We start from the raw sequence: 14,682 nt of genomic DNA on the forward strand, positions 1-14,682 counted from the left end.
TTCGGTACTGCTGTAAAAATACACTATTGTTCTGTATTATTTACTGTTCTTAATGTAGTTTTACTTAATTTTTATCGAAATTAAAGTTATATATTGAATATTATCTTGTCAATAGTCAATTTTGCAACACAATAATCATTTATTAAAAATGGCTGAACAAGAATTATTAAGCGCGTGTTTGTCGCCTACGTTGGACAGGAGATTCAAACATCTGTGGAGATTGGTAGGTAATACGCCTATGTTGGAATTGCAGTATACTTATGGCGGTAAACCAGGGCGAATTTTCGTAAAATGTGAAAACTACAATCTAACGGGCAGCATAAAGGATAGGATGGCGCTGTATATTTTGTATAAAGCGTATATGAATTGTCAAATCCGCCCCAGTGATGTGGTGATTGAAGCGACAAGTGGGAACACCGGGATTGCGTTTTCAGCAATCGGTAAGGCGCTTGGTCATCAAGTAAAGATTATTATGCCAAACTGGCTGAGTAAGGAGCGTACTGATATTATCCGCAGTATGGGTTCCGATATTCAATTGATAAGCAAAGAAGAAGGAGGCTTTTTAGGTAGTATCCGTTTAAGTGAGGAGCTTGCTTCAAAAGGTGGAGTTTTTCTGCCAAGACAATTCGAAAATCAATATAATGCTGAGGCGCATGAGAAAACCACAGGTTACGAGATTGTGAAGCAGCTGGAAGAGCAAGGCTTGGTGGCGGATGCTTTCGTTGCTGGTGTAGGAACGGGTGGTACGGTTATGGGGGTAGGCCGTAGCTTAAGAAAGGTCAATCCAAATGTCCGCGTTCATCCATTGGAGCCCGCAGAAAGTCCGACATTAACCACAGGGCATAAGGTTGGATCGCACCGTATCCAGGGAATTTCGGATGAGTTTATCCCAGCGATTGTGGATCTAAATGAACTTGATGCTGTTGTTTGTGCCAACGATGGCGATGCCATTATCATGGCGCAGAAGTTATCGCGCCAATTGGGACTGGCTGTTGGAATCTCCTCAGGTGCAAATGTGATCGGAGCGATTAAATTACAGCGTGAGCTGGGCGATGAAGCAGTTGTCGTGACCCTGCTATGTGATGACAATAAAAAATATCTCAGTACTGATTTAGTGAAAGAGGAACCTGTAAAAGATGGATACCTTTCTACGGATATAGATTTTTCAGGTTTTCAACCAATCTGCAGATTGCCAAATCCAGTATTTGGTGCTTAAAAAAAGATTTAGTTTCATATGTTTATAGTTAACTCGGGGAGTCTCTAGCTCCTCGGGTTTCATTGCTGAAAAACCAATTTAATACCTAAGAATAATACAACATGAAAGTCAATTTCAAACTATTTATCCTCTTGTTGTTCCTGATTGTGCCGCTTGGTATGTTTGCACAGTCTGACACAACAAATTCGATGGAAGGAATCGAATTTACGGACGGCAGCATAAGTCCCGACTCATTATCTTTTGAAGAATCCCCGGATACTGCTTCAGTCCAGGCAGATGCAAATAAGCCGACCACAATGGAGGATGCAGCAGCGGCCAAGCCCGCTGCCGAAGGCAAAAAGTCGTTGTGGAGTATTTTCATAGCGGGACTAGTAGGCGGTTTTGCGGCGTTATTGATGCCGTGTATTTTTCCTATGCTGCCTTTGACAGTGAGTTATTTTACCAAACAGTCGGGAAGTCGTGCAAATGGGATCAGTAAAGCCCTATTATACGGTTTGTTTATTATAGTGATCTATGTGGCTTTGGGGATGCTCATCACGATCTCATTTGGCTCAGATGCCCTCAATGCGCTTTCGACCGACGGTATCTTCAATTTCATCTTCTTTGTACTATTGGTAGGGTTTGCGGCTTCTTTTTTTGGCGCATTTGAAATTACATTACCAAGTTCGTTTGTCAATAAAATGGATGCAAAATCAGACAAAGGTGGTTTAGTGGGCTTATTCTTTATGGCTTTCAGCTTGTCTCTGGTCTCATTTTCCTGTACAGGACCGATTATAGGCACCCTGCTGGTGGAGGCCGCCTCGAAGGGCGAAAGGCTAGGACCAGCGATTGGTATGCTGGGATTCTCTATTGCCTTGGCGATTCCGTTTGGTTTGTTCGCCATGTTTCCTTCTATGCTTAAATCCTTACCGAAATCGGGTGGTTGGTTGAACAGTGTAAAAGTGGTGCTGGGGTTTTTGGAACTCGCTTTAGCGTTAAAATTTTTATCCAATGTCGATTTAGCTTACCACTGGAATTGGTTGGATAGAGAGGTGTTTCTGTCGCTCTGGATTGCTATCTTTGCGCTGATGGGCTTATATTTAATTGGTAAGATCAAATTCTCCCACGACAGTGATCTGAAATTCCTATCAGTTCCGCGGACTATTTTGGCTATTGTTGTATTTTCTTTTGTGGTGTATATGGTGCCAGGTTTGTGGGGTGCGCCTTTAAAATCGATTTCTGCTTTTTTACCACCATCGGCGACACAAGACTTTGATTTGTCTTCTGGTGTAAGCACGACGGCTGCGCATTCGGACGGGAAAATTAAAAAATACGCTGAAATCTTTCATGAGCGGGGGACCCCGAAGGGCTTTGATCCGTATTATGATTATGAACAGGCATTAGCGACGGCTAAAGAATTAAATAAGCCGGTATTAATTGATTTTACGGGTTGGAACTGTGTCAATTGTCGTAAAATGGAAGCGAATGTTTGGACGGACAAAGCGGTGGCCAAATTGTTGAAGGAAGAGTTTGTTATGGCCGAACTTTTCGTTGACGATAAAACAGCATTGGCTACAAACGAACAATTTGTTTCGAAATACAGTGGTAAAAAAATTAATACCATTGGTAAGAAGAACAGCGATTTTCAAGCAGCTACATTCGATAGCAATTCGCAACCGCTGTATGTAATTGTCGATCCAACGGGCAAAAAGCTGGTGCCTCAAAGTGGAGCCAACTATGATGTAGAGGAGTATAAAGCTTTCCTTCAAGGTGGCTTAGATGCCTTTAAACAAAAAAACTAACCCTCGTCATATTCTAATTTTATCCTCCTTGTTGTCACAGACAAGGGGGATTTTTTATTGTTAGTGTTGATTAAAAAGTGGCTGGTTAGGGGCTATTTCGGAATGTGAACAGTAGAATAGGTATGCGGTATTGGAATACGTTACCGAGCGGGTACCAATCTTCACCCCGTCGTTTATAGAGAAATGGGGCGGTTCTGCTAGGTTTAGGTGATGTAATCTTTGGTCAAAAAAAGAAGCCTTGTCCATGCAAATGGATAAGGCTTCTTTGTGTACGATAGATTATGTAAACTATTAGAAGTCAAATCTGACACGAGCACGGATTCCCCAAGCAGGTGCATCGACGTGATCAAGATAATTAAGCCGTTTTACGTAGTCTACGCGCAATATTTTGAAAATGTTGGAAAGACCGATACTGGCTTCCATATAAGGTTGTGATCCGAAGGTGTAAGAGCTTTGTACACCATCCGAATTGTGCTGCCAGGTAAATACTTTTGAACCATAATTAGGGTCGTCAGGATTGTTTTCTTTGCGCAATCCGCCATATACCCCCTTGAAACTGAATACCTCGCGTAATTTAAGTCTTTTGATCAACGGAATCTTATTCAAAAGAAAACCATTCATGTAGTACTGTACATTTAATGATGCGTTATGGTCACTGACAAACTCAAGGAAGTTCATCAGGTTATACGAATTCAATTGATAGGCATAAGTCTGGTTGGCGCGGTGAATTGTTAAGAAAGGGAATGGAATTTCTTTTCCTGCGATATAATTCCCCTCAGCTGTGACGTCTGCAAATCCAAACTGACTAAAATAGAAGCGCTTGAATGCGCTTACATTGAAGTTGTGGTAATTATACTCACCTTTAGCCAGGCCTTTAATTCCCGCGGTATAGTTGAATGTAAAGATCGGGTATTGATTGAAAATAGGTGTTCTATAAATCTTTCCTTGATAAAACTCTTCGTGAGGGGCATATCTGAAATTAACGGACAATTCTGTTGAATTCAATTCGTTAAATAATCTGCTCTCGTTATTGGCATCAATCATTTGGTAGGTTAAGCTTCCGGCTGGCGTTTGTCTGTTAATATTGAAAGCCGCTCCAACTGCCACGTGATTTAAAAATTCTTTTTTGTACTCTAAACCATAATTTGTCTCATAGATATATCGATCATTATCCCCGCGTTTGAAAGAGAGCAAAAAGTTGTCTTCTTGAATAAACTCGAGCTTTTGCCCAGGGATTTTGGTGTCTTTTTTATAAGATGCCCTGATGTAGTGCATAGGAAAAGAGTAGACAGATTTGTTATTGAACGCATAGGTTCCACTGAAAAAATATTTCCATTTCTGGTCTTTAAACCCATAAGCAGCATAAGTTTCCGCATAGAAACGCTTGCTTAGCGATTCTGTGGTACGGCCACCGATACGCAAACGGAAACCTTCTACGGGATTGAAACTATAGAACGTATTCACAGGGCCGATTTCAACCGGGCCCGCCTGTTTGTAACCGGAAAGTACCAGCGCGGCGATGTCCATGAATGTACGGAATGAAGGAATCTTTTGTAAGGTATCAATGTTATGATAGATATTCAATTCGTTTTGCGCCAGGGCAAGTGGGCGCTGTGTTTCAAATAAAGTCTTTGTTGCTTTCTTGTTTTCAACATTATAGGCGATTACCGTTGACGGACCATCATAGATACTGTCAGGTTGTTGTATGCCTACTTTATAATTGTTGTAATCCACTGTCCGGCTGCCGCGGATTCCCATACCCTTCTCCGTTAACGAAAAATCGATACCCAGTGTACTCGTTTTTAAGTAGAAGCGGCTTTTGCTATCTTTCTCAAATTTAAGTTGTATCTGAAGATCACGCACGAAATTTAAGTTGATATCATCAGCAACCGTCATGTTGGCGCCCTGAACAGCATAATTGCCATCCAATGTCACATAGAGTTGGCCTTTGAACAACATATCTGCTTTGTTGCGTGGAAAAAAGCTTAATTCGACTACCCAGGGTTGTACAGTCTTTATGGTATCCGTAATGAAAAACTTATAAAAAGTGGGGGCTGAATTGGCAATTGGACTCAAAAACTGATTAGTAACTAAGGAGATGTTGTTATCATAAATATCGACTTGTTCATAAAGTTTATTGAAGTAAGCTGACAAACCATCGTTATCAATAAATTTAGGATCAAATTGTGCGCGCTGATCCCCTAGAATATACTGTTTAGTTTTGCTTGGATCTTTACGATAATAGACCTTTGAGATCTTTTCCTCGATGAAAGCTGGCAAGACATATTTGTTGGCCGTTTTAGCCGAATCGTCTGTTTCAAAGAGAAATTGATAGTTTTTGAAGATCTTTTTATTGACAAATTTTTCCGAAAGATTACTTAATCCTAAGGACATTTTTTCATACTGGTCATATTGCGCATATTGCTGCCCTGCAAGTCTATTTTTTTCCTTATTCTCAATGACTTTTCGGATCAGTGCAACGGCAGGATTATCTTTGTTGCTATATTTTTTCTTTTTGGCCTTGACAACAACTTCTTCCAGCATATTGTCCTGCTGATCCATTAAAATCTCTTTTGTTTGCGTTGCATCATTCGTTACAAAAGCGTCTTTGCTATCGTACCCAATATAGCTTGCTCTAATTTTTACATAAGATATTGGAAAGACAAGTTTAAATTCACCATTGGCGTTGGTCGATGTCGTGGTTCCGGCAGAAGCTGGAGCACCTACTACAGCGACGGTCGCGTAAGGTATAGGACTCTTGGTCTTTGCATCTTTAACGATACCGGTAACAGTTTTATTTTGGGCAAGGGCCAAAGATACCGTTAGCACGAGTGTTATCGAAAAAAAGAGTTTAGTTATGAAGGTCTTTGCGTCTATGTTAGCTCTCATTATATTGCTATAATCTTGAAAATTCAAAATTGTTTTCTTGTTCCAACTTTATTTTTGACTTTATAGGTATTAAAATCAAAAAATCAGTGAACAAAGGAAATAAAAAATTAAGAATAATTAAAATTTTATTGTAATATAATAGCAGTAACTAGTTGCGTACTTTTTTGGTGTAAAATATTGTTTACTAGTCGTTTATATAAAATTATTGATTTAAGGCACTAATTTTAATACTGGATTTTGACTTGGCGATGATTTTCTGCCGTCTTATTTATTGACTTTTGTAACGATATAGTCAGTCCTGTTAAAAATCAGGGTCAATTTCGAAGGTCATTTCCTGCTTTGAACTGGGGTGAATAAAAGTAATAGAAGCGGCGTGCAAATGTAGTCTATTGGCTTTTCTGCCATACAGATCGTCTCCGACGATAGGCGTGTTTAATCCCTTTGGGTGCACAGCATGCATGCGAAGTTGGTGGGTTCGGCCTGTCAGCGGATAGAATCTAACTCTTGTCTTATTATTTTCGACGGCCATTTTTTCCCATTTTGTCTGTGCCGGTTTGCCGTAGGTATAGCAGACCATTTGTCGGGGCCTATCTGCTAAGTCAACGCGCAGTGGTAGATCGATTAAGCCCGAATTCGCTTCAATAGTGCCATCGAGCAGAGCGATATATGTTTTCTTGATGGTGTGCTGTATAAATTGATCTTGAATGAATTTATGGGAAGCTTTGTTTTTGGCAACTATCAGCAAGCCGGATGTGGACATATCCAAGCGGTGGATAATAATCGGACCTGCTTCAGGATAGCGTTGGAGAACGCGATTGTAGACTGAATCCTTAACATATATGCCAGGTACAGACAGAAATTCAGCTGGTTTATTGATAATGATGATATCTTCATCTTCGTAAATTTGAGGAAGTTCTATCGCCAAGGTAGTTTCCTGCTGCATGGGATTAGGGTCTACGACCATGCCTTCGAGCATATATCCTAAAATTGGTTCACATTTTTTGCGGCAGGCAGGGTAGTAGTTTTTGTGTCTGCGTATTTCGGAGGCAGGGGAACAGCCCCACCAAAATTCGGCTAATGCGACCGGTGTCATCTTGTTTTCATAGGCATATTGCAAAAGCTTAGGTGCGGCACATTCCCCTGACCCAGCTGGGGGCGTTGTGTTGTCAAATTCTTGGAACACATCCACGACATTTTTGCGTTGCCCTTTTGCATTAAGAAAATTGTATTGTTCAAAAAGTTGTTTTTGGAGGTTGCCCGAGCGTATTTTTCGCTCTTCTTTAAGGGAGACAATTGTCGATAGCAGTTCTTGCAGGTGATCGCTCTCTTGTTTCATGGCGATATGCATTTCATACTGAAAGCGCTGAAGCTGTTGTTTGTCTTTTAAACTCTGGCGCTGCATATCTTCCATGAGTAATGCATAATCTGCATCCGATAAACTAGGTTTTAATAGGGTGCGTGTTTCTTTTCGGTTCTTCTTTTGCACTCTTAATTTCGATTTAAGCGCATTAAGTGACTTCCCCCATTCACTTTTTAACAGGTCAAGTTTACGCTTGGCATCTTCCAGCTCGGCACTTGTTTCGAGGTTTTCAATTTTTCGGTTCAGTGCATTGAGATGTACTTCTTCGTTTAGAAAAAAGCTGTTATCTTCTAGCATATCGAAAATTGGTGGTACAAAATGCTGGTTTTTATTGCTTCCAGCCAACTTACCGGAAACAGCGGCGAGATATCCAAGTTGTTCATCTTGGGCTTTAACAACCAAAACGCCAAACATTTTTCCAATGGGTAGTCCTTCTCCAGTGCTATCCAATCCAAAATTGTGCGTCCATTCGTTCTGCTTTTCAATGTAATGTTGAAGTTCCTGTGCCGCCATCTCGGCAAGAGGGTGTGGCTCATAACAAAACGGAAAGGTAAATCGTGCCGGAAGTTCTATTGTTGAAATATCCTGTTTGAATGTGTGAAAATAAGTATTTTTTTCCATTTGGTCTGGGGCTTTTCCTCAAAATAAATATTTCGGCAAAAATACAACATTATGTCTTAAATAAACGCTTGATCGTTTTTTTATGTCGATAGGAGGCACGATGATTTGTTCGAATCTGGCTTCTGTATTTTTTGTTTTTATCGCATTTTTCGGTAAATTTAATCAAGCAATTAAAACATATAGTTAACAAAAGAATATACAGAATGAAAACTTCAATTGGAATTAAAGATGCCGACTTGAAAAAAGTCGCCAAGTTGCTAAATGTACTTTTAGCAGATGAACATGTTGTCTATATGAAGACACGTAATGCGCATTGGAATGTGGAGGGCGCGGATTTTCATGCTGCTCACCTATTTTTGGAATCGCAATACGATGAGCTTGCGGAAGTAATCGATGAGGTTGCAGAGCGTGTGCGTACACTGGGGCATTATGCCGTTGGAACCTTTGACAAATATTTAAAGTTGACCCGTTTAACGGAGTCTACTTCCGAAAAGACAGATAGCCTTTCTTATTACAAGGAATTGTTAGCTGATCATGAAGCGATTGCGATGTCGATTCGTGCCGATCTTGCGGCAGTTGAACAGACCGCAGACAATGGTACGGAGGATTTTTTGGTTGGTTTACTGGAAAAGCATGAAAAAATGGCTTGGATGCTGCGTGCACATGTTGTAAAATAGGTTGTAGTCACTTAACTACAATTCGTATAAAAAATCCTGCTTACAAGAAATTAGCGGGATTTTTCTTGTGTTTTGTTGTCGACATAGGATTAATTTTCTATCTTAAAGAGGAATTAAGCCTTCAGAAACTTTTTAACATATTACAACTATGCTTGAAGACGACAACCTAAATCAAACCACACTAAATGAGGAGGAAAATGATGGTACTTTGGAGAGTATGCATCATGTAAATAATCCAGTATTGGATCTACCTAAAATTGAGAAAAAATACCTAGAGGCTATAGTTGACCATAGTCAGAATGATAAATCTTATTATTTCTCCGACAGCAAAGCGAAGGTAGAAATTAAGATTGTAACCGACGAGATCGTGCGGGTAAGGCTCGCACCCGAGGGAACATTTTTGGAAGATTTTTCTTATGCATTAGCCAAGAAAGACCACCGTGTAAGCGTACATCAATGTAAGGAAGAGATAGACCATTATCTAGTACACACGAATACCATTTCCTGTAAGATCAATAAAAATGACTTTTTAATTTCTTTTTCAGATCGTTCCGAGAAACTGTTTAATGCCGATTTGGCACCAATGCATTGGGAGGAAAATCCAGATTTTGGCGGGTATTATGTGTATAGTACTAAAGTAGCCTTTGCAAATGAAGCTTTTTATGGTCTGGGTGATAAGGCCACCAAATTGAATCTGCGGGGCAAAAGACTTAAAAACTGGAATTCAGATACTTATGCTTTTGCTTACAATCAGGACCCACTTTATAAAACTATTCCGTTTTATATTGGTTTAAAAGATGGGGAAGCTTACGGAATATTTTTTGACAATACGTTTAAAACATATTTTGATTTCGCTGCCGAAGACCCGGGGAAAACGAGCTTTTGGTCGGAAGGTGGAGAGCTTCAGTACTATTATATCCACGGTCCGCGTATTATCGATGTTATCCGTCGTTATCATACATTGACTGGCACACATTATCTGCCACCATTATGGGCAATCGGTTATCATCAGTGTCGCTGGAGTTATTACCCGGAAGCCAATGTACGTAAGGTTGCTAAGGAATTTAGAAAGCGGCAGATTCCATGTGATGCCATTTATCTTGATATCGACTATATGGAAGGGTATCGCTGTTTTACATGGAATAAGCAGTATTTTCCAAATCCAAAAAGTATGATTAGTGATTTGGCAAATGATGGCTTTAAAACCGTAGTGATGATCGATCCAGGAATTAAGGTGGATGAGAACTATTGGGTTTTCAGAGAAGGAAAGGAGAACCGGTATTTCTGTCGCCGAGGAGATGATTATTTTATGGAAGGATTTGTTTGGCCGGGACGCTGTCAATTTCCTGATTTTACCAATCCGGAAGTTCGGCAATGGTGGGGTACTTTGTATCAGGGGCTCGTGGAAGATGGTGTCGCGGGCTTCTGGAACGATATGAATGAGCCGGCTGTTTTTGGTCGGGGGACATTCCCAGATGATGTACGCCATCAATACGACGGACATCGGGGGTCGCATCGTAAAGCACATAATATTTATGGTATGCAGATGGTGCGCGCAACGTATGATGGTTTAAAGAAGTTGTATAAAAATAAGCGCCCATTTACCATTACCCGGGCAGCTTATGCCGGAACGCAACGCTATTCCTCGGTTTGGACAGGTGATAACCTGGCTAGTTGGGAACACCTCAAATTAGGGACGCTACAGTTGCAGCGATTGTCAACTTCTGGAATGTCCTTTTGTGGGACGGATATTGGTGGATTCACAGGCGAACCAGACGGAGAATTGTTTACGCGATGGATGCAATTTGGTGTTTTCTCACCGTTTATGCGTGTACATTCCGCCGGCGATACGCGGAATCGCGAGCCGTGGAGTTTTGGGGAGGAATGGGAGCAGATTAACCGGAAGTTTATCGAGCTTCGTTACCAGCTGTTGCCGTATATCTATACCTGTTTTTGGGAGCAAACCAAATATGGTTATCCGATACTGCGTCCAATTTCTATGGTTGAACAACATATACCAACGAACTGGGAGCGTGAAGAAGAATTCTGTTTTGGAGATAAGATATTGGTCTCCCCGGTCTTGCAACCGGGACAAAAGAGCAAAATTGTTTATCTGCAGGAAGGTTGCTGGTATTATTATTTCAACAACGAAATTTATGCAGGGGGTAAAGAACATACAGTCGCTACGCCGATCGACGAAATGCCGATCTTCATTCGTGGGGGATCTGTGATTCCGGAATATCCAGTGATGCAATATACTGGTGAAAAGAAAATTGAAGAACTACAGCTGAAAGTTTACTACGCTGAAGGTGTAACGCGTTCGTATGTGTATTCGGACCACGGTGACACGTTTGCCTATGAGCAGGATATTTATCTCGAAAAATGCTTCACAGTATCTGGGCTCAACGATTCTTTATCGATCAAGCAAAGTAGAGATGGTTTGTTTACCGAGCGGTACGAAGAATATAAATTACAATTAATTGGCTTGCCATTCCGTATTAAGAAAGTTAAGATGGATGGAATAGAAACAAAAGTACAACAAGATGAAAAGGGGCGATATTGGATTAATGTCGCACGTGAATTTGATAATATATTGATAGAAGGTTAAAGATGGCCAATGAAGTAATTCCGCATAGTCTATTTTCTGAATTTGATATCGCCTTATTCCAGTCGGGTAAGCACTTTAAATTATACGAAAAGTTCGGTTCACATGAACTGGAAGTGAACGGTGAAAAGGGCGTTTATTTTGCAGTTTGGGCTCCAAATGCAAAGTCTGTTGCTGTCTCTGGCGACTTTAATTCTTGGAATAAAGAGCGTGATGCGCTTTATGTGCGCTGGGATGGCAGCGGAATCTGGGAGGGATTTATTCCTGGCCTAGCAAATGGTGCGGCATATAAGTACGTTATTCAGACCTATTCGGGCGAACAGCTCGAAAAAGGCGATCCATTTGCATTTAGATGGGAAGTTGCACCCAGAACTGCCTCGCTGGTACATTCGACTTGGTACGAGTGGCAAGACAAGCAATGGATGCAGGAGCGCGTGATAAAAAATAGATTGGATCAACCATGGTCGGTGTACGAAGTGCATTTAGGTTCATGGGTTCGCGATCCGGAAAGTCCTGAGACTTTGCTAAATTACAGGGAAATAGCTGTGCAGCTTGTTTCTTATGTCAAGGAGATGAATTTTACACACGTGGAATTTATGCCATTGATGGAACATCCCTATTATCCTTCCTGGGGATATCAGATCACAGGATATTTCGCTGCAAGCTCGCGTTATGGCTCGGCGCAAGACTTGATGTATTTGATTGAAGAGCTTCATGCAGCAGGTATAGGGGTGTTGTTGGATTGGGTACCTTCTCATTTTCCGGGCGATGCTCACGGTCTTTATCGGTTTGATGGCAGTAGTTTATATGAACACGAAGATCCACGGAAAGGCTTTCATCCTGACTGGAAATCCTATATTTTCAATTATGGCCGCAATGAGGTAAGGTCTTTTTTGATCAGTAACGCATTTTACTGGCTGGATCGTTTTCATATTGATGGTCTTCGGGTAGATGCCGTTGCGTCTATGTTGTATCTGGATTATAGCCGAAATGCGGGAGAATGGATTCCCAATGAATATGGTGGCAATGAAAATTTAGAAGCTGTACAGTTTTTAAAAGAGCTAAATGAGGCGGTTTATAGTCATTTTCCACATGTGCAGACAATCGCCGAAGAATCTACTTCTTGGCCAGGGGTGAGCAAGCCTACTTACGCGGATGGCCTAGGTTTTGGTATGAAATGGATGATGGGTTGGATGCACGATACGTTGGATTATTTTAAAGAAGATCCGATTAATCGTCAATACCATCATGACCGCCTGACTTTCGCAACTAACTATGCTTTTCACGAAAATTTTATGCTTCCGTTATCGCATGATGAGGTGGTGTATGGTAAGCATTCGCTGATTTATAAAATGCCCGGCGATGAATGGCAGAAATTTGCCAATCTCCGCACATTATATCTCTTCATGTATACTTTTTCAGGAACAAAGTTATTGTTTATGGGTGGCGAATTTGGACAGACGGCAGAGTGGAACGTTAATAAATCGCTCGATTGGCATCTTTTGGAGTACGCTCCGCATCAGGGCATGAAACAATTTGTTTCGGCGCTGAACTCTTTCTATCAAACTCAACCAAGTCTTTATCAAAAAGCTTTTGAAGCATCAGGCTTCGATTGGATAGATGCAGGCGACCGTGAAAATTCAGCTGTGGTCTATTGGCGCAAGGGATTTGATGCATGGGATGATACCGTCGTTGTTTTGAACCTTACGCCCGTTGTTCGCGAACATTTTCGCATCGGTCTACCTTATGCTGGGGAATGGGAAGTGGTTTTCAACTCTGACGACTTGACCTATTTCGGTTCAGGAATTCATCAGCAAAATATTCATACCGAACACCTGCACTGGATGAATCACATACAATCTGCTCAAGTTCATTTGCCTCCATTAGGTGGTTATGTTTTTCGAAGGAAGAAAGAACTAAAGCGGGTAAACTCAGCGTAGTAAAGGGCTGCTAGCGCTGTTGAGTACAGCGCGCAAAGATAATTATGTAAAGGAATAAGTGTAGATTTAGATGAGAACTTGGGATCGATTTTCAGGTTCATTATAATGCGTTGTTACAGCTAATAGGAAGGCAGCTTTTTGCCTTTAGCAAAAATAAAATATAGACTTATTTTAATGAAAGTTTTTCACTTAAGTGTAGAATGTTATCCCGTGGCCAAAGTTGGCGGGCTTGCGGATGTCGTAGGAGCATTGCCCAAGTATCAGGCCAAACTTGGTTGGGAAGCAGCAGTTGTTATGCCTTGGTATGACCGCCCGTTTGTTCGGGACCACGCTTTTACGGTTGTTCACGAGGGTTTTTTCGACCAAGGATCCGAAATGTTGAATTTTACTGTTTACAAGGAGGCAGAAGATGTACTTGGTTTTGAGCTCTATTTAATCAAGATTCCAGGCAAACTCGATCGTCAGGAAGTGTATTGCTATGCGGATGAGGGTGAGCAATTTATGGCTTTTCAGCATGCTGTATTAAGCTGGTTTAAGGCAAAAGCTATACGGCCTGATATTGTGCATTGTCACGATCATCATGTCGGCTTAATACCTTTTTTGATGAAATATAGCCATGACTACCTTGATCTCGCCGATGTAAAAACAGTGGCTACTGTACATAATGGGCAGTACCAAGGTTGGACTCCGTGGAGCAAGGCAGTGCTATTACCTACTTATGATAGCTGGAAATGGGGCCTGTTAGATTGGGATGGTTTAATTAATCCACTTGCTGCCCTGATCAAATGTTGCGATGCGTATACGACAGTGTCTGAAGGGTATCTGGAAGAGCTTTATCTAGAAGCTAATGGTTTGCAACAGTTATTTTATGATGAGCGGGATAAATCGGTCGGAATTGTCAATGGCATCGACTGGGAGATATGGGATCCTGTGACAGACTATACGCTAATCGCGAATTACGATCCTAAACAAGCTTTTGCGGGTAAATTGAAAAATAAAGAGGCCTTGGCAACGCAATATAAGATCGATCCTAAGTTACCATTGCTGGTTTTTATCGGTCGCTTTGCCACTGAAAAGGGTGCTGATTTACTACCGGATATAATTTTGCAATTAACAGCGGAATATCCAGGTAGATTAGGTATATTTATACTAGGTGCCGGAGATCCTGCGATCCAGTCGCGTGTGAAATCGCTCGTTGATGCTGGCGTGGAAAATCTGGACGTGTTCTTTGGTTATGATGAAAACCTTGCACATTGGCTGTACGCGAGTGCGGACTTTCTTTTAATGCCTTCCCGGGTGGAACCTTGCGGGCTTAACCAGCTCTATGCTATGAAATATGGCACATTGCCTGTGGTACATCGCGTGGGCGGACTACGAGATACTGTAATTGATCTTGATAATGATGGTTATGGTGTTGGTTTTGAAGGTCTGACAATACCTGTAATTACGGAAGCTATTATTCGTGCTACCACTTTTTACGCGAACAAAAAGCAGTTTGAATTGAATCAACGTAAAATGATGCGCTTGGATTTTTCTTGGGATAAATCTGCTGCAAAATATATAAGTCTATATAACCAAATAATGTAATTTGAT

8 protein-coding genes are annotated in these 14,682 nt (G+C 41.2%); 6 read left to right on the top strand and 2 right to left on the bottom strand.

The window, feature by feature from the left end:
- Nucleotides 1-148 precede the first annotated feature (148 nt).
- Complete coding sequence (locus VXM68_RS13445) at nt 149-1,216, top strand: PLP-dependent cysteine synthase family protein (RefSeq protein ID WP_367208982.1); 1,068 nt, start codon at nt 149-151, stop codon at nt 1,214-1,216.
- Between the two features lie 101 nt (nt 1,217-1,317).
- Nucleotides 1,318-2,997: a cytochrome c biogenesis protein CcdA gene (locus VXM68_RS13450; RefSeq protein WP_312330632.1), complete on the top strand. Its 1,680-nt coding sequence runs from the start codon at nt 1,318-1,320 to the stop codon at nt 2,995-2,997.
- Nucleotides 2,998-3,288: 291 nt separating this feature from the next.
- Here the strand turns inward: VXM68_RS13450 and VXM68_RS13455 are convergent, their stop codons facing one another.
- A complete protein-coding gene (locus VXM68_RS13455; RefSeq protein ID WP_293955211.1) occupies nt 3,289-5,886 on the bottom strand; it encodes a DUF5686 family protein in 2,598 nt (865 codons plus the stop codon).
- Between the two features lie 301 nt (nt 5,887-6,187).
- Entirely contained in the window at nt 6,188-7,867 is a 1,680-nt protein-coding gene (locus VXM68_RS13460; protein WP_367208983.1) for a pseudouridine synthase, read from the bottom strand.
- A gap of 203 nt (nt 7,868-8,070) precedes the next feature.
- Between VXM68_RS13460 and VXM68_RS13465 the strand changes: the two genes are divergently transcribed.
- The 4 genes from VXM68_RS13465 (at nt 8,071) to VXM68_RS13480 (ending at nt 14,676) form a co-directional block, all read left to right on the top strand.
- Complete coding sequence (locus VXM68_RS13465; protein ID WP_293955207.1) at nt 8,071-8,544, top strand: DNA starvation/stationary phase protection protein; 474 nt, start codon at nt 8,071-8,073, stop codon at nt 8,542-8,544.
- A gap of 217 nt (nt 8,545-8,761) precedes the next feature.
- Nucleotides 8,762-11,152, top strand: coding sequence for a glycoside hydrolase family 31 protein (locus VXM68_RS13470; protein ID WP_367211301.1), 2,391 nt, complete (start codon nt 8,762-8,764; stop codon nt 11,150-11,152).
- 2 nt (nt 11,153-11,154) lie between these two features.
- On the top strand, nt 11,155-13,089 hold the full coding sequence (gene glgB / locus VXM68_RS13475; protein WP_293955203.1) for a 1,4-alpha-glucan branching protein GlgB: 1,935 nt from the start codon (nt 11,155-11,157) through the stop codon (nt 13,087-13,089).
- A gap of 174 nt (nt 13,090-13,263) precedes the next feature.
- On the top strand, nt 13,264-14,676 hold the full coding sequence (locus VXM68_RS13480) for a glycogen synthase (RefSeq protein WP_367208984.1): 1,413 nt from the start codon (nt 13,264-13,266) through the stop codon (nt 14,674-14,676).
- Nucleotides 14,677-14,682 lie beyond the last annotated feature (6 nt).

Origin of the sequence: Sphingobacterium sp. R2 (assembly GCF_040760075.1) — a bacterium.
Lineage (GTDB): Bacteria > Bacteroidota > Bacteroidia > Sphingobacteriales > Sphingobacteriaceae > Sphingobacterium.